This window comes from Melghirimyces thermohalophilus, from assembly GCF_900102685.1.
Taxonomy (GTDB): Bacteria; Bacillota; Bacilli; order Thermoactinomycetales; family DSM-45169; genus Melghirimyces; species Melghirimyces thermohalophilus.
In genome coordinates, this window is record NZ_FMZA01000003.1 from 178,160 (window position 1) to 195,057 (window position 16,898).

Here is a 16,898-nt window from a genome sequence, read left to right on the forward strand (position 1 = left end):
AGATGTTGCGGTGGACCGTTTTGGGTTGTCACAGTCCGTATCCCGCGCCGGGTGGTGCCACTCCCGGTTATCTTTTGGAAACAACGGAACATAAGATATTAGTGGATTGTGGCAGCGGGGTGTTATCCCAACTGGGCAAAAAAATCGCCCCTCACGAACTGGACGCTGTGTGGCTATCCCATCTCCACCATGACCACATCACAGATCTGTTCGTGCTGCAATATGCGGTGATGATGGCGATGCAAACGGGGCAGAGAGAAGAACCATTGACGGTGTATGCGCCGTCTGAACCAGCAGGGTGGGCGGAGAAAATTCCCTATCGCCATTTTGTTCGACATCAGCCGATTCAAGAGGGAGAAAGCTACTCCCTGGGCGATGTGACCATCATCCTTCATCGAACGGAGCATGCCGTCCCCTGCTACGCACTAGAGGTTCGACAAGGCGAGCGGGTGCTCTTGTATGGAGCGGATGCGGGTCCGTCTACCTCATGGGAATCGATGGGTTCTTCCCCCGACTTGTTTATTTGCGAAGGGACGTATCTGCACCGAGATCTCCCTCCTCACCCCGTCGGGCATCATTCCGTGTTGCAGGCTGCACAAGCAGCAGATCGGATTCAAGCCCGTCGGCTGCTGATCACCCATCTGTATCCCGAGTATGATCCCGATGACCTGCGAGCGGAGGCCTCTTCCGCCTATAAAGGGGAAATGTGGGTGGCGCAGTCCGGATGGACGATCCGATTGTGACGAATGGTTCCAGCCGTGGTATACTCCCTTTGATAGACGAAATTAGAACTGCCTGTCGGCGGAAGGAGCGGGAGAGGTGGTTATTGAATGCGTCGCCTGTTTGATGATGAAGAGACGCGGAAGATGGTGAACAAAACTCGACGCTGGTTGGAGAATGGCCTGCAGAAGAGCAAAAAGGGCGTCCAGAGAGCCTGGCAGGAATACAGGCAGGAAATGGCGCGCCGGGAGCGGGAGAAGGACGAACGGGAAGAATTTGAAGCGGAATTTCGCTATCGGGACCGGGAACTGGATTTTCATATGTTGATTTCCGCTGAGGAAGCGAGCCTGTATGAACAAGCAAAACAAAAATTGCAGGAGATGAAGCGAAGGAGCTCGGATCCTCAAGTTCATAAGGAATGGGAAGCGAAAAAGTATTTGACGTTACATGAACACTTCACGGAACGAATTCAGTATTATTTTCGGCGTCGTCTGTCCGATCCCGTGGCCCTCCACCGAGCGATCCGATATTGTGAACGCCAAATTGAGTATGCCCCTGTAGCGAAGCGAGCGTATCAAATGGATCCGATGGTTACAGAGCTCCCAGAACACCCCGGCTATGATATCCTGGTCACCCTCTATGAAGAAGCGGAGGAATGGGAGAAAGCGCTTCGTCTGTCGCAAGAAGCGAAAGAGGAGGGGTGGGGCGGCGATTGGGAAGAGCGGATCCAGCAGTTGAAAGCATGGGCCGATGCTAAATAAAAAGCAGCCGCAATGAGTGAGCGGCTGCTTTTTATTTCTTCAGGCTTTTACGGTAGCGGTCGATCCGGTGTTGCCAGTCTCCTTTCCATCCCTGAGCGAGGGCTTCTTCACACAGACGGATCGCCTCTTCGACATCCCCTTGCTTCTCCCGGATGATGGCCAGCTGTTTAAACCCGTAATGGTGGGGCAGCGTTTTTGCCTGCGGATCCATACGGTTGGCTTGGATTGCCATCGGGGCGTACGCGATCTGTTTTTGGCAATATTGAATCGCTTTTTTCAAATTTTCCGGGTCCTCGTTGCGCAATTTGTAAAAATGTTGAGCCCGGTCTCTATAAAAGATTTGCAGTGCCCAATACTGTTTGGCATAGAAGTGCTTTAACTGGTTGATTTCCCAGGCATTGGCCCCTTCCCCGAACCGGCGTTTCATCTCTTGATACTTTTTTCTGGCTTCATCCACCACCTGGCGCTCCTCTTCGTCCAGCGGCATGGAAAAACGGAAGTCCCCTTCTTCATAGGTTAAGCTGGCCTCTGCAGAATGCGAGTTGTTATGCGCCGGCTCCTCATCCGCGGCAGTGACGGGTTCTTCCCCCCGACCAGTCGCTGACGATTGGGAAGGTTTTAACAGTTCTCGAGCCTTTGTCAACAATTTTGCAAACACTCCCCACCGACCTCCTCGGACATAAATCGACATATGATGTACTACCGAAATGGTATCTTTCACCGCCGATTCTGTCAATTGGGCTCCGTCGGCAGACAATGTCCACTATTAAAGGACATTACACAATCGGGTTAAAAATGATATAATCCTTAATGTAAAAAGGATAAAGCGGTTTCGTAACAAGAGGAGGTGTCCGTGTTGAATGGAAAGATGCGTGCGCTGGTAAAACACCATGCAGGCTTTGGTGCTGAATTGCGGGAGGTCGCCATCCCCGAGCCCGGTCCCGATGAGGTGTTGATCAAGGTTCGCGCCACGACTATTTGCGGTACAGATGTTCACATTTACTCATGGGATGACTGGGCAGCCAAGCGGGTCAACCCTCCCCTGGTCTTTGGACACGAATTTTCCGGAGAAGTGATTCAAGTGGGAGAGCGTGTCAAACACCTCGCTGTCGGGGATCATGTTTCCGCTGAAACCCATATCGTCTGCGGTCAATGTCCCCAGTGCCGACGGGGGGAAGCCCATGTTTGCGCCAACACAGAGATCATCGGCGTGGACCGACGGGGATGTTTTGCGGAGTACACGGTGATGCCTGCCGCGAACTTGTGGAAAAACCAACAGGATCTGCCCCCAGAGGTAGCTTCGTCGATGGAACCGATGGGGAATGCGGTCCATACGGCGCTGTCCGGACCGGTGAACGGCCGCTCCGTAGCGGTGATCGGTTGTGGACCCATCGGCATCATGGCCGTGGCAGTGGCTCGGGCCTCCGGGGCGTCCCGGGTAATCGCCCTTGATATCAATCCCTATCGGTTGTCCTTGGCGAAAAAGATGGGAGCGGATGTGGTGATCCATTCCCTGGAGCAGGATCCTTTACAGGAAACGGCGAAGTGGACTAATGGTCAGGGTGTAGATGTGGTGTTGGAGATGTCGGGGAACCCCACGGCCATCCAACAAGGTTTCTCCATGTTAACTTACGGGGGCCGCATGTCGATGCTCGGTTTACCCACTCGGCCGGTGGAGTTGAATGTGAGTGATGAAATTGTGTTTAAAGGCATTCAAATCCACGGCATTGTCGGCAGACGTATGTACGAGACATGGCAGCAAACTGCGGGTTTTCTCGAATCGGGCCGTATCGACCTGGAACCGATGATCACCCACCGGTTCCCGCTGGAAGATTATGAGGCAGCTTTTCAACAGATGATCAGCGGAAACTCCGGCAAAGTGGTGTTATATCCTTGAGCGAAAAGTGAGGGGCGGCACTTACCCGAAGCCGGCCACTGCACCCAAAGGGCATAAGTCTCTCCAGCCGCTTCGTTCCTGGTCTCGCTATGTTTATCCTGCCAATCATCCTGCTGCGAGCAAGGGCAAAGCCGGGAAGGGAGTCAATTTGAGGAAGAATGTTTCTCCCAAACGCCCTGGCCTGCTAAATCTTCGCCGGGTTGGGCAGCATTCTCTCCTTTGGGCGCCAGTCCATTAATTTCGTGGTGCCCTTGAGTGCATCCACTCCTTCGGGTGTCAGGCTGTCTGTTGGAGGTGCCTAGTAGGTGCAAAGTCGTTTTTCGGGTAACACCTCCCCTCGCACAAGGTCTCCATCGATTAAATGCTTTTGAAACCTCACAAAACATCGGAGGGAACAAAATGACAGGTTTTGAGTATCTGGAAGAGGAAATCCGTCAATGGAAGCAGGAAAGAACCTTTCGCTCTCTGACGGAATTGGAGTCGGACCAGGCATCCCGGGTAAAGATTCAGGGACGTGAAGTGATTCAGCTTTCATCCAATAATTATTTAGGATTGACGACACATCCTCGCTTACAAGAGGCAGCCTTGCAAGCGGTGAAGGATTATGGGGCCGGAACCGGTTCCGTCCGCACGATTGCCGGCACCTTTTCCATGCATGAGGCGTTAGAGCGTAAGCTGGCGGATTTTAAACACACAGAAGCGGCGTTGGTGTTTCAGTCTGGCTTTACCGCCAACGTCGGCGTGCTATCCTCTATTTTGTCTGAGAAGGACGTGGTAATCAGCGATGCCCTGAATCACGCCAGTATCATCGATGGTATCCGACTGACTAAGGCTGGCCGCCGTATCTACAAACACGCGGACATGGACGACTTGGAGAAGGCGCTTCAGGAGACACAAGGGGCTCGCACTCGTCTGGTGGTGACTGACGGTGTTTTCAGTATGGATGGGGATGTGGCCCCGCTGCCGGAGATCGTGGAGCTGTGTGAGAAATATGACGCCTTGGTGATGGTGGATGATGCTCACGCCAGCGGTGTCATGGGGACAAATGGCCGGGGGACAGTCGACCATTTCAACCTGCACGGACGGGTCCACATCCAGGTGGGGACGCTGTCCAAAGCGATCGGTGTTTTGGGCGGCTATGTGGCCGGCCCGTCAGCGCTTCGGGATTACCTGATCCATCGCGCCCGTCCCTTCCTGTTTAGTACCTCCCACCCTCCCGCTGTCACCGCCGCCTGCTCTGCGGCGATCGATGTGCTGCTGGATGAGCCGGAATGGGTGGATCGTTTATGGGCCAACACTCGCCTGTTTAAAAAAGGTTTGCAACAATTAGGATTTGATACCGGAAAAAGTGAAACTCCCATCACTCCCGTGATGGTTGGAAACGATGCACTTACCCATAAATTCTCCGATACCTTGCTGGAGGAGGGGGTATACGCCCAGGGGATCGTCTATCCCACCGTGCCCAAGGGGGAAGCCCGGGTCCGCACCATCGTGACCGCCGGCCACTCCCGTCAGGAGCTGGAGAAGGCTTTGGAAGCCTTCGGTCGGGCCGGTCAAAAGTTGGGGTTGATCTAATTTCAAGAAAACAGCCGGCCTGTAACCGGCTGTTTTTTGTTTGCCCTCTTTCTTACATTGATGAACATCTGGTTTTCCGATATAATTTATAAGATGCAAGAGATCACTCATGCCGGTAGAAAGGTGTTGAGTATAGATGAACGAAGAAATGCGCGCATTTTTTACACCGCCTGACCTGAAGGCGGCAAAGCAACGCCGGAGACGGGAAGTCTCCGTGCTGGAATTTGACCAGATCCCCGAAGAGATGCGGGCGATCGGGCAAGGCAAGAAGTATATGATTAAAACTTATGGTTGCCAGATGAATGTACACGATTCGGAAACCATCGCTGGGATTTTGGAACAGATGGGATATGAGCCGACAGAATCGGAAGAATCGGCAGCCGTTATCCTGATTAACACCTGTGCCATCCGCGAAAACGCCGAGGATAAAGTGTTCGGTGAGATCGGCCGTTTGAAAACCTTGAAGACGGAAAAGCCGGAGTTGGTGTTGGGCATGTGCGGTTGCATGTCCCAGGAAGAGTCTGTTGTCAACCGCATTTTGCAAAAACATCAGCATGTGGATCTCATCTTCGGCACCCACAATATCCATCGCTTGCCTCATCTATTAAAAGAAGCGCTCATGTCGAAGGAAATGGTGGTGGAGGTCTGGTCCAAGGAAGGGGACATTGTGGAAAATCTGCCTAAGTCCCGTCAAGATGGACTGAAGGCGTGGGTCAACATCATGTATGGCTGTGATAAGTTTTGCACCTACTGCATCGTGCCCTTTACTCGCGGCAAGGAGCGGAGTCGCCGTCCGGAGGATGTATTGGCAGAGGTGCGGGAGTTGGCCCGGAAAGGGTATCAAGAGGTCACTCTCCTCGGACAAAATGTCAATGCCTACGGAAAAGATTTCACGGATCGGGATTACCGGTTTGGGGATCTGATGGATGATATGCATAAAGTGGGCATTCCCCGAGTGAGATTCACCACCAGCCATCCGCGGGATTTCGACGATCATCTGATCGAGGTGTTGGCGAAACGGGGTAACCTGGTGGAACACATCCATCTCCCGGCTCAATCGGGCAACAATGCCATCCTGAAGATCATGGGAAGGAAATACACCCGCGAGCGTTTTCTGGAGCTGGTCAGCAAGATTAAAAAGGCGATCCCTGATGTGGTCTTAACCACCGATATCATCGTCGGCTACCCCGGAGAGACGGAAGAGCAGTTTGAGGATACACTCTCTCTGATGAAGGAAGTGGAGTTCGATTCGGCCTTCACCTTTATCTATTCCCCCCGGGAAGGAACGCCGGCGGCCAAGATGAAAGACGATGTTCCCCAAGAAGTGAAAAAAGAGCGCCTCCACCGCCTAAATCGGCTGCAGGAAGAGATCAGTCGTAGGAAGAATGAAGCGCTCCGCGATCAAGTGGTGGAAGTCTTGGTGGAAGGGGAGAGCAAAAAAGATCCCGATGTGTTGTCGGGACGCACTCGGACCAATAAATTGGTCAATTTCCGCGGACCAAAGCACTTGATCGGCGGGTTCGCCCACGTCCGGATCACCGAACCCCGCACTTGGACGTTGCGCGGGGAATGGGTTGGAGAAGCCTCTGTGGAAAAGGTGGGGAGCTGATTGATGGAGACGGTATTACAAGATCACCCCATCTTGAATCACGCCTCGCAGTTGGGGAAACGGCTCTTGGAAACAGAGGAGATCCAACGGTTTCGCTTGGCTGAAAAACAGGTCCAAAACAGCCATCGCGTCAACAGCCTGATCGAAGAGATCAAGCGAAAACAAAAGGAACTGGTTCACGCGAAGCATTACCAGAAACCGGAGTATATTCGTCAGTTGGAAAGGGAATTGGACCGTCTTCATGAAGAGCTGGACAATCTCCCTATCGTTCGCGAATATCAACAGTCCCAGGTGGAAGTTAACGATATATTACAGATTCTGACCGATGTGTTGGCTCAGGCGGTGTCGGAGAAACTGGATGTAGACGTCAGCGGAGATGTCGGCGGCGGTTGCGGCAGCGGCGGGCCCTGCGGTTGTAGGTAACTCGATAGAAATCGAGTGGAGTGTCGACCCCCCGAGGAATCTTCCTCGGGGGGTTTTTGTGCGCACATTCAGGCGAATCACCCATACACCCGCCCGAACATCTTTTCATAACTTAGGCTCCTATAGGGGCTTTTTTTAGCACCCTGGACTATGGCCCTGCATACTAATGATACTGAACGACTGTTTGGAGGAGGGAGTATCGTGTCAAATACAGAAGGCGGAATGCAATCCCGCCAAATCATCACCAAAGCGGTCACAGGCAGGGGCCGCAAGTTCTCTCAGGCGACGCACTCCATCCATCCCCCCGATCAAATTTCCAGCATTCTCGGTGCTTGGATTATCAACCACAAATATGAGGCCAACCGGGTGGGGGATATCATTGAGGTTTCGGGAAGCTACGACATCAACATGTGGTTTTCATTTAACCAGAACACCAAGACGGAAGTAGCCAATCACACGGTGCGCTATGTGGAGCAAGTTCCGCTAAGTTATTTCGACAGCAATGTGAGAGAGGGGACCACAGAGGTTAGCGCCGTCGCCACTCAGCCGCCCAACTGCATCGAGGCGACCATCTCCCCCGACGGTTCCTGCCTGGTCCGAGTGGAAAGGGAGTTTTATGTGGAGATGGTCGGTGAAACCAAAGTGTGTGTCCTGGTCAGTCCCGCGGGGTGCGAGGACTGGGATGATAAGGTTTTCGATGGAGGAGATATGGAAGAGGCAGGCGATGATTTCGAAGATCTAGATCCGGACTTGGTGATTGATGATTTGAACGATTGATTTTTAATCAAAGGGAAGGCCGTGGAGGCGAATGCCTCCATTTTCTTTTATGCGCTAACCCCAAGAGCTTCCTGCACATAACATATGATCAGGTCTTTCAAGCGGACATGCGAAAGGGGAAGGGATATGGAACCGATCCAACTTCCGATCAAATCATCCGGGGACGAACAGGCGCTGCGCAGCCAGTTGGTGACAGCGAAAAAGATGCTGGTGCCTTCCATTCGCCTTCAGGGTTCACCGGACCATTATGCCAAACCCTTACGGACGTTAAATGACGCCGATGCCGTGGAAAGAGCAAAAGAGAAAGGACACCGGGTCGCAGCCTTGAAACTGCACGGGCTTCCTGTAGCTGAGGGGAGCATCCGGTGTCTCAGGCGGTATGTTGCAGTGGTGTTTCAGACCCAGGTATGGCTCTTGTACCGATCACGGGAGCCGAAGGCGTGGCTGGCCGGTAACCGCAGTTCTGTCAAGCAGGGGTTCCGGATTATTCCTTCCAATGAGAGCAATCGGGAGATTGTTCGGGTGAAGAGGTTGTGTATCCGGGCTTTGTATGCCCTCGGACTGGACTACGGGGTGGTTAAAGTCGGCGTCCGATCCGGAAACCGGACGGTTGTCCTTGATATCTACCCGACGCCAAAGTTGAACCGAGAGATGGAAAACGCTTTTTGCCAAGCATTTACTCAGTATATGGGTAAATTGCCGCGGTTGATGACGGATCTGAACCGCGTGACTCTTGGCGCAGATCCGGAATTTATCATGAAAAAGGAAAACGGAGAGCTGGTCATGGCCTCTAACTATTTTCCCAGATTCGGCTTGGTCGGTTGTGATGCCATCTGGTATGGACAAAACCGTTCGGCGAGACCCTTGGTGGAGATTCGTCCAAAGCCGACCCCGGAACCGCGTCAGTTGGTCATCCGATTGTATAAGGGGTTGATCCGGGCTTCCCAGCGGGTCAAAACGAACCGGTTTCGCTGGCTTGCTGGTGCCCTGCCCCACCCCGGCTACCCTTTGGGAGGACACATTCACTTTAGCGGAGTTCCCCTCAATTTTAAACTGCTCCGTGCCTTAGACCATTATTTAGCCCTGCCGCTGGTATTGATTGAGGATCCACAAGGAGTGAAAAGGCGTCCGAAATACGGATACTTAGGGGATTTCCGCACTCAATTTCATGGTGGGTTCGAATACCGGACACTTCCTAGCTGGTTGATCTCCCCGACAGTGACAAAGGGGGTGTTGGCAGCAGCGAAACTGATCGCCGCTCATTACCCGGTATTGAAAAGCGGGTATCTTCAGCGACATACGGTGCAGAAAGCTTATTACGAAGGGGATAAGGAAGCCTTACGGTCTATCGTGCAGGATTTGTTGGTAGAACTGAAAGGGTTGAAAGGGTATCAACAATATCGAAACTATCTAGATCCTTTTTTTCAAATGGTGCTATCAGGTAAAAAATGGAATGAATCGAAAGATATCCGTTTGGTATGGAAGATCACCTCGAATCGTTCCTGAGTGGAGCTGGTTGTTCATGGAATCGACCCATGATAAAATGATAGTTACGCAAAGATCAGCAAGAAAAAATCTAATTTCGGAGGGTCTGTCAAAGTGGCCGGATATACTCCGATGATGCAGCAATACTTATCGATCAAGGCAGAATACCCCGATGCCTTTTTATTTTTTCGTTTAGGCGATTTTTACGAAATGTTTTTTGACGATGCTAGGCTGGCGGCGAAGGAGTTAGAGATCACTCTGACTTCCCGGGATACCGGTAAAGAGCGGACCCCGATGTGCGGTGTTCCTTACCATTCAGCCGAAATGTACATCGGGCGGTTGATTGAGAAGGGTTATCGGGTTGCCATCTGCGAACAGGTGGAGGATCCCGCTTCCGCCAAAGGGGTGGTGAAGCGGGAAGTGGTCCGGGTGATCACTCCTGGAACCGTTGTAGAGGAAAAGATGCTCACCGATCAGGAAAACAACTTTTTGGCGGCTGTAACCCGTCGACACGGGCAGTTTGCCGTGGCGGCCAGCGATCTGTCCACCGGCGAATTTTACGTGACGGCGATATCCGGTGATCCGCAGGCGGTTATCGATGAGTTGGCGGCTTACCAGCCGAAGGAAGTTGTGCTGGATACCGAGCTGGCAGAAGATGCCTTCAAAGAGGAGTTGAAGCTTCGCCTTCGGACCCTGATCACAACGCCCGCGCTCCCTCCTCAAGGTGAGAGGGAGCGGGCGTTGACTGAGCACTTTCCAGACAGCCGGTCTGTGTTGACGACTCCCGTCCTGGAGGAAGTGGCGGGTCTCTTACTCGGTTATCTGCAAACGACGCAAAAACGCGCGTTGTCCCATATGAACCGGATACAACGCTACGATGCCAACCGGTTTATGGTGCTGGATGCTTCAGCACGACAAACCTTGGAGCTGACCCGTTCCCTTCGCGAGGGGAAAAAGGCGGGTTCCCTGTTGGGGCTGTTGGACCAGACGGCAACCGCCATGGGAAGCCGCTTGTTGAAAAAGTGGCTGGACAAGCCCTTGCTGGATGTTCATAAAATCGAGGAACGTCAGCAGGTTGTGCAAGCGCTGATGGAGGAGTGGATCCTGCAGGATGAGATCCGCGATAAGCTGAAAGAAGTCTACGATCTAGAACGGCTATCGGCCCGGATCGCGTATGGGTCAGCCAACGGACGGGATCTGCTGGCACTGCAGCGTTCTCTCAAAGCGATTCCCGGGTTGAAACAGGAGCTTATCCAAACGGGGAATCCGGCGCTGAAACAAATTGCGGAGGAGATGGATCCTCTGACGGAATTGGCTGATCGGATTGAACAGTCGATTGCGGAGGAGGCCCCCGTCACGATCCGGGAAGGTAACTTGATCCGAGACGGATATGATGAAGAGTTGGACCGCTTGCGCATGGCAAAACGCGAAGGAAAGGACTGGATCGCCCGTCTTCAGCAGCAAGAGCGGGAGAAGACAGGGATCAAGTCTCTGAAAATAGGCTTTAACAAGGTGTTTGGTTACTATATCGAAGTGACCAAGCCCAACCTGCGTTACCTTCCTGAAGGGCGGTACCAGCGCAAGCAAACCTTGGCCAATGCAGAGCGCTTTGTGACTCCGGAACTGAAGGAGCGGGAACGGTTGATCCTAGAAGCGGAGGAGCGTTCCGTGGAACTGGAGTACCAGCTGTTTCTCCAGATTCGAGACCGGATCGCCCAAGAGATTCCCGCTATTCAACACTTAGCTGACCAGGTGGCCCGCCTCGACGTGCTCCATTCCTTCGCTCTGGTTTCCGGCAAGTATCGCTATGTTCGCCCAGAAATAAAAGATGATGACCGGCTTCGGATTGAAGGGGGTCGTCATCCGGTGGTGGAGGCGGCAATGGGTGAAGGCGAATTTGTGGCCAATGACAGCGACATGGATGGCGAACATCGTCAGGTGTTGCTGATCACCGGCCCCAATATGGCGGGGAAGAGTACATATATGCGACAAGTGGCCTTGATCACTGTGATGGCTCAGGTCGGTTGTTTTGTTCCCGCCAAGCGTGCGGAGATCGGTATCGTCGATCGCATTTTCACCCGGATCGGAGCAGCGGATGATCTGGTCGGCGGCCGGAGTACATTTATGGTGGAAATGGATGAAACTCGCCTCGCTCTCGCCCAGGCGACGTCACGCAGTTTGATTCTTCTCGATGAAGTGGGCCGTGGGACATCCACCTACGATGGCATGGCGCTGGCCCAGGCGATTGTGGAGCATATTCACCATCACGTGGGAGCCAAAACGTTGTTTTCCACCCACTATCATGAATTGACCCGTCTGGAAAAGGAACTGGACCGTGTGCTGAATCTTCACGCCCGCTGTGTGGAGCGGGACGGTAAAGTGGTTTTCTTGCACCGGATGGAACCCGGCGGGGCGGACCGGAGTTATGGCATTCATGTGGCCCAGTTATCAGGTATGCCCCGTGAGGTGATCCAACGGGCGCAAGGATTGTTGGAAACCTTGGAGGGGCAGGCGGAAACCGCTGGGGCTCACCAGTTGGATCTCTTCTCATTCGGGAGCGAGCAGCCAGCTGATCCAGTGGAACAAGAGGCGTTACGTGCGCTGCGAGAGTGGGATCTGATGAATCGTACCCCCCTGGAAACGGTTCAATTTTTGTTTGAATGGCAGCAAAAGCTGAAATCCGGAGGCGGTTCTCATGGGTAAAATCCGTCTGATGGATGAACGCCTGGCCAACCAAATCGCCGCCGGAGAAGTGGTGGAGCGGCCAGCTTCGGTGGTGAAAGAACTGGTGGAAAACGCTCTTGATGCGGGAGCGAATCAGGTGAATATCTCTATCGAGGAGGGGGGCATCCGGTCCATTCGCGTGGTGGATAACGGTTTTGGGATGGATCGCGAGGATGTTCAGCTCGCCTTTGAGCGGCATGCCACCAGCAAAATCGTGCGGGAACGGGATCTCTTCTCCATTCGATCGCTGGGTTTTCGCGGGGAGGCACTCCCCAGTATCGCATCCGTATCCAAGATGACGCTGATCAGTTCCACCGGCGAGGGACCCGCCACCCGGCTGATGTTGGAGGGCGGGCAGCTGATTTCCGAGGAGGAAACGGCCCGTTCCAGAGGGACTGAGGTGCTGGTAGAGGATCTATTCTTCAATACGCCGGCCCGTTTGAAATACCTGAAAACCGTCAATACTGAAGTTAGTCATGTGGCTGATGTGGTGGGACGTCTAGCACTAGCTCGCCCGAAGATTTCCTTCTCTCTGGCACACAACGGGAGGGAACTGTTTCGGACCTTGGGGGACGGCAAGCTAAACCACGTGGTTTATGCGCTTTACGGGAAACAGGTGGCACGCAAGAGCTTACCTTTTTCCGCCGAAGATCCGGACTTTACACTGGAAGGGTTGGCGGTCAGGCCAGAGGTGACCCGCTCCAATCGCAGTTACATCTCTGTGATCATCAATGGACGTTTTGTCCGCAGCTTGCCGATCACCCAGGCGGTGTTGCGTGCATATGACACCCTCCTGCCCATCGGTCGGTATCCTATCGCGGTCTTAAGCATCGGGATGGATCCCAAACTGGTGGATGTCAATGTTCACCCCTCCAAATTGGAAGTCCGTCTCAGCAAGGAGAAAGAGCTGTTCCGGTTGATCGAAGGGGAGTTGAAGGGATTATTTCAAAAGCATGTGCTGATCCCCGATGCAGCCGCCCCCCGACGGGAAAGGCCGACGGTCGAATCCCGTCCGGTACAGCAACGGCTCCAATGGGATGCTCCCCCACCCGCAGCGAAACAGTCGGTAACTCCCCCTCCAGCAGAGGTGCGGGAGACGGCGGCACCCTTTGCCACGGAGGCGAAGTCGCCACCATCTCCCTCTCCCCGGCTGGAGGATGAACAGAGCCATCCCTATCAACAGGAGGAGGCATCATCGTTAGAACAGACGCCCTCGAAACAGGAGCCACAGTTGTCTGAGCGTCCTTCCGATCCGACAGAAGCCGGGGAGAGGCTGCCAGATCTGACCCCATTGTCGCAGATTCATGGGACCTATATCATCGCCCAATCGGAAGATGGTTTTTATATCATGGATCAGCATGCAGCTCACGAACGGATTTATTATGAAACCTTCTATCGGCGCATGAAAGAACAAGATACTAGACAGCAACCTCTCCTGATTCCAATGACGGTGGAATGCACACCGGCGGAAGCGGAGGTGATTGGAAATTGGTTGCCTCGTCTATCTCAAATGGGGCTGGAATTGGAACCTTTCGGCGGGGCCACCTTCCTGGTCCGCTCTCACCCGGGCTGGTTTCCCGCAGGTAGTGAGGAAGAGTTGATCCGGGAGGTTCTCGACTGGATCAAAAAAGGGGAGAATATGGACTGGGCACGTTTTCGCGATGATGGAGCCAAAATGATGGCTTGCAAGGCGGCGATCAAGGCCAACCGGCATCTGCGCCGAGATGAGATGGAGAGTCTGATCCGCCAACTGAAGGCGTGTGAATCCCCCTACACTTGTCCTCACGGCCGACCGATTCTGATCCATTTCTCCACTTATGAAATTGAAAAGATGTTTAAACGGGTGATGTAAGTGGTAGTGGTTACAACGTCCCGCCGTCCCCGGCAAACCGCTCGCCAATGGGCGGAGCGAATGGCACGGGATTTGGAAACGGTTTTTCTTCCGCGGGAAGATCGTTCTCTCAAGCGATTGATGGAGGAGGTCGGCGGCGCAGAGGGCGCAGTGGTGGTCGGAAACGGGGAGGTTTGGTGGGAAGACCGGTTCGGACATCGGTTCCAGTTCCACCCCAACCTGGCAGCCCTCCGGGTCAAATCTCTAGCAGCCGGCGGAGAGGACGCCATGGTGAGTGCAGCGAAAATGATGCCAGGTGATCAGGTGCTTGATTGTACGATGGGTTTGGGGTCGGATGCGATTGTAGCGGCACATGTGACCGGTGCGGAGGGCGGGGTGCTTGGGTTGGAGAGTCAGCCGGTGATCGCCGCACTGGTCGCCTACGGTTTACAACATTATCAACCGTCTTCCCACCGCTTAAAAGAGGCGATGCGGTCCGTGCAGGTGGTAAATGTCGATTATCGGGAATACTTGTACCAGCAACATAGCCGTTCGGTTGATGTGATTCTTTTCGATCCCATGTTTCGTCAGACCGTCAACCGCTCCTCAGGGATTCAACCCTTGAAAAAGTTAGCCAACCCGAGACCGCTTGACCGGGAATCGGTTCGGCAAGCGGTAAGGGTAGCTCGGAAACGTGTGGTGCTCAAGGAGCGGCTGATGAGCGGGGAATTTGAGCGTCTGGGATTCCAGGTGGTAAAGGAGGCGTCCAATCATGCCTTCGGCATCATCGAACCCTGACCGAGAAGCATTGCTGGTGATCATCGGTCCAACAGCGGTCGGAAAGACGAAACTGAGTCTGGAGCTGGCGCAATCCTTCCGAGGGGAAATCATCTCGGGCGATTCGATGCAGGTATACCGTTATATGGATATCGGTACAGCCAAGGCGTCACCAGAGGAAAGAAAAGGGATTCCCCATCACCTGATCGACCGATTTGATCCCGACTATCCATTTTCCGTGGAAGAATTTCAGCGGTTGGCCGGCGAACTGATTACCGAGATCAACAAGCGGGGTCATCTTCCCATGTTGGTGGGCGGTACTGGCCTCTATGTTCAGGCGGTGACCCACGGATACCGCCTCCCCGGCGTACAGGAGGACCCAGCCTTCCGCGAGGAGATGCATCGGTTGGCGGATGAAAAGGGAAACCAAGCGCTCCACGCCCGCCTGCAACAAGTAGATCCAGAGGCGGCGGAACGATTGCACCCCAACGACCGACGGCGTACGATCCGGGCGCTGGAGATCCATCGGGCGATGGGAAAGCCCCTCTCCCAAATACAAAGGGCCGATCCCCCCGACCGCCGGACGTTGTGGATCGGCTTGACCATGCCCCGGGAGCTTTTGTATCAACGGATTGACCAGCGGGTCGACCAGATGATGGAGCAGGGTTTGCTCGATGAGGTGGCGGCTCTGCGCCGGATGGGCTACGATACGGATCTGGTCTCGATGCAAGCCCTTGGATACAAAGAGTTAATGATGCATCTGAAGGGAGAGATGACCCTGGAAGAAGCTGTCCGCCTGATCAAAGGTCGCACTCGCAAGTTCGCCAAACGTCAACTCTCCTGGTTCCGCAGACTGACCGAAATCCATTGGTTTGACATGACGGATAAAAATTCCGGGGAAGAAATTCGCACGCTTGTAGCAGGAAACTTCCCCCGTTACCAAGAATAAAGTAAACTAATGTCAGTATGTACATAGGAGGTACACATTTTGAAGCAATCGATCAACATCCAGGACACGTTTTTGAACCAGATCCGGAAGGATTCGGTGCCGGTCACTATCTACCTGGTAAACGGCTTTCAGTTGCGCGGTGTGGTTCGCGGCTTCGACAATTTTACGATCGTGATCGACAGCGACGGCAAACAACAAATGGTTTACAAACATGCCATCTCCACTTTTACACCGACACGAGCCGTTTCGCTCATGTCCAACGAAGATTCCAATAAGGAAAGCTAAAACCAAGTGGCTACACTTGGTTTTTCCATGTCTGTTCACCATTAAATGGGCGGATGCGTATACATATGTGAGCCGATTCCAGCAAAGAGGTGACAGAGATGGCAAGCCGCGTTATCACGAAGGAACCCCACCGCATTCATGTGATGTTGGATCACGGCAAGAAGAACACCTCTTTACAACGAGAAAAAACACCGGGGATCGACTACAGCGGGGAGGAACACCTACCGCTGAGACGGTGCATGGAGGAGTTGGACCGTCTGGTCGGACTCTCCGGGATCAAAACATTCATTCATGAGATCTATGCGTGGTTGACGGTCAACAAACGCCGGCTGGCTGCGGGGTTGATGACGGAAAATCAAGTGCTGCATATGGTTTTTGAGGGAAACCCGGGAACAGGGAAAACAACAGTAGCTCGCATTATGGGACGGTTGCTGAAAGAGATGAATGTACTCTCTGAAGGACACCTGGTGGAAGTGGAGCGGGCCGATCTGGTGGGTGAATATATCGGCCACACTGCACAAAAAACGAGGGATCATGTGAAGCAGGCACTAGGCGGTATTCTGTTTATCGATGAAGCTTATTCCCTTTCCCGAGGTGGAGAGAAGGATTTTGGTCGAGAAGCGATCGATACTTTGGTCAAATCGATGGAGGACCATAAAAATGAATTTGTGCTGATTTTGGCGGGTTATCCGGAGGAGATGAAACGCTTTCTCCGTTCCAACCCGGGGCTTCCCTCCCGATTCCCGATTCACCTCCGTTTTCCCGATTTCACCATCGACGAATTGCTTCAAATCGCCCAGGGTATGCTGCGGGAACGTCAATACCGTTTTTCGGAAGCGGCTTTAAACAAGTTGCGCCGCCATCTGCACGAAGCGGCCCGTTTTCCGGGTGATAACTTTGGAAACGGGCGATATATCCGCAATATCGTGGAGAAAGCGATCCGACATCAGGCTGTCCGCCTGTTAAACAGCCGCCATGTCTCCCGAGAGGATCTGATGACTCTGCATGCCGACGATTTGCGGTTTCCTCGCAGGGGAGAAGAGGAGGGGCCAGTGGTTCCCTTTCGGTTCGCTCCGTAAGTTTTT

15 protein-coding genes are annotated in these 16,898 nt (G+C 53.5%); 14 read left to right on the forward strand and 1 reads right to left on the reverse strand.

What is annotated here, in order from left to right; all coding sequences use genetic code 11:
• Positions 1-2: 2 nt before the first annotated feature.
• Together BLP91_RS03320 and BLP91_RS03325 are read left to right on the forward strand one after the other, a co-directional pair.
• A complete protein-coding gene (locus BLP91_RS03320; protein ID WP_245662069.1) occupies positions 3-743 on the forward strand; it encodes an MBL fold metallo-hydrolase in 741 nt (246 codons plus the stop codon).
• Between the two features lie 87 nt (positions 744-830).
• The gene (locus BLP91_RS03325; protein ID WP_091566639.1) at positions 831-1,481 is read left to right on the forward strand and encodes a hypothetical protein; all 651 of its coding nucleotides are present in this window, start codon (positions 831-833) and stop codon (positions 1,479-1,481) included.
• A 31-nt stretch (positions 1,482-1,512) separates the two neighbouring features.
• Here BLP91_RS03325 and BLP91_RS03330 read toward each other — a convergent pair whose 3' ends face one another.
• Entirely contained in the window at positions 1,513-2,139 is a 627-nt protein-coding gene (locus BLP91_RS03330) for a hypothetical protein (RefSeq protein WP_091566641.1), read from the reverse strand.
• A gap of 198 nt (positions 2,140-2,337) precedes the next feature.
• Here BLP91_RS03330 and tdh point away from each other — a divergent pair, with 198 nt between their 5' ends.
• The 12 genes from tdh (at position 2,338) to spoVK (ending at position 16,892) form a co-directional block, all read left to right on the forward strand.
• Positions 2,338-3,378 (forward strand): L-threonine 3-dehydrogenase, encoded by a 1,041-nt coding sequence (gene tdh / locus BLP91_RS03335; RefSeq protein ID WP_176757788.1) that lies wholly within the window; start codon positions 2,338-2,340, stop codon positions 3,376-3,378.
• A gap of 399 nt (positions 3,379-3,777) precedes the next feature.
• A complete protein-coding gene (locus BLP91_RS03340; protein ID WP_091566643.1) occupies positions 3,778-4,953 on the forward strand; it encodes a glycine C-acetyltransferase in 1,176 nt (391 codons plus the stop codon).
• A 136-nt stretch (positions 4,954-5,089) separates the two neighbouring features.
• Positions 5,090-6,562 carry a tRNA (N6-isopentenyl adenosine(37)-C2)-methylthiotransferase MiaB gene (miaB, locus tag BLP91_RS03345; RefSeq protein ID WP_091566645.1) on the forward strand — a complete coding sequence of 491 codons (1,473 nt, stop codon included), beginning with the start codon at positions 5,090-5,092 and terminating at the stop codon, positions 6,560-6,562.
• A gap of 3 nt (positions 6,563-6,565) precedes the next feature.
• Positions 6,566-6,985: a YlbF/YmcA family competence regulator gene (locus BLP91_RS03350; protein WP_245662083.1), complete on the forward strand. Its 420-nt coding sequence runs from the start codon at positions 6,566-6,568 to the stop codon at positions 6,983-6,985.
• A 201-nt stretch (positions 6,986-7,186) separates the two neighbouring features.
• Positions 7,187-7,762, forward strand: a complete 576-nt coding sequence (cotE, locus tag BLP91_RS03355; protein ID WP_091566650.1) for an outer spore coat protein CotE — start codon at positions 7,187-7,189, stop codon at positions 7,760-7,762.
• Positions 7,763-7,888: 126 nt separating this feature from the next.
• Complete coding sequence (locus tag BLP91_RS03360) at positions 7,889-9,268, forward strand: putative amidoligase domain-containing protein (protein WP_176757789.1); 1,380 nt, start codon at positions 7,889-7,891, stop codon at positions 9,266-9,268.
• Between the two features lie 93 nt (positions 9,269-9,361).
• The gene (gene mutS, locus BLP91_RS03365) at positions 9,362-11,950 is read left to right on the forward strand and encodes a DNA mismatch repair protein MutS (protein ID WP_091566654.1); all 2,589 of its coding nucleotides are present in this window, start codon (positions 9,362-9,364) and stop codon (positions 11,948-11,950) included.
• Positions 11,943-13,823, forward strand: a complete 1,881-nt coding sequence (mutL, locus tag BLP91_RS03370; protein ID WP_091566656.1) for a DNA mismatch repair endonuclease MutL — start codon at positions 11,943-11,945, stop codon at positions 13,821-13,823. Before mutS ends, mutL begins: the two co-directional genes overlap by 8 nt.
• Entirely contained in the window at positions 13,824-14,600 is a 777-nt protein-coding gene (locus tag BLP91_RS03375) for a class I SAM-dependent methyltransferase (protein ID WP_143003447.1), read from the forward strand.
• Positions 14,575-15,528: a tRNA (adenosine(37)-N6)-dimethylallyltransferase MiaA gene (gene miaA, locus BLP91_RS03380; protein WP_091566660.1), complete on the forward strand. Its 954-nt coding sequence runs from the start codon at positions 14,575-14,577 to the stop codon at positions 15,526-15,528. Before BLP91_RS03375 ends, miaA begins: the two co-directional genes overlap by 26 nt.
• A gap of 39 nt (positions 15,529-15,567) precedes the next feature.
• Entirely contained in the window at positions 15,568-15,813 is a 246-nt protein-coding gene (hfq, locus tag BLP91_RS03385; RefSeq protein ID WP_091566662.1) for an RNA chaperone Hfq, read from the forward strand.
• Positions 15,814-15,911: 98 nt separating this feature from the next.
• Positions 15,912-16,892 carry a stage V sporulation protein K gene (gene spoVK / locus BLP91_RS03390; RefSeq protein ID WP_091566664.1) on the forward strand — a complete coding sequence of 327 codons (981 nt, stop codon included), beginning with the start codon at positions 15,912-15,914 and terminating at the stop codon, positions 16,890-16,892.
• Positions 16,893-16,898: the final 6 nt, after the last annotated feature.

Coding starts and splice junctions, on each gene's coding strand:
- BLP91_RS03320 (WP_245662069.1), top strand. CDS start 3: ATGTTGCGGTGGACCGTTTTGGGTTGTCACAGTCCGTATCCCGCGCCG.
- BLP91_RS03325 (WP_091566639.1), top strand. CDS start 831: ATGCGTCGCCTGTTTGATGATGAAGAGACGCGGAAGATGGTGAACAAA.
- BLP91_RS03340 (WP_091566643.1), top strand. CDS start 3,778: ATGACAGGTTTTGAGTATCTGGAAGAGGAAATCCGTCAATGGAAGCAG.
- miaB (WP_091566645.1), top strand. CDS start 5,090: ATGAACGAAGAAATGCGCGCATTTTTTACACCGCCTGACCTGAAGGCG.
- BLP91_RS03350 (WP_245662083.1), top strand. CDS start 6,566: ATGGAGACGGTATTACAAGATCACCCCATCTTGAATCACGCCTCGCAG.
- BLP91_RS03360 (WP_176757789.1), top strand. CDS start 7,889: ATGGAACCGATCCAACTTCCGATCAAATCATCCGGGGACGAACAGGCG.
- mutL (WP_091566656.1), top strand. CDS start 11,943: ATGGGTAAAATCCGTCTGATGGATGAACGCCTGGCCAACCAAATCGCC.
- miaA (WP_091566660.1), top strand. CDS start 14,575: ATGCCTTCGGCATCATCGAACCCTGACCGAGAAGCATTGCTGGTGATC.
- spoVK (WP_091566664.1), top strand. CDS start 15,912: ATGGCAAGCCGCGTTATCACGAAGGAACCCCACCGCATTCATGTGATG.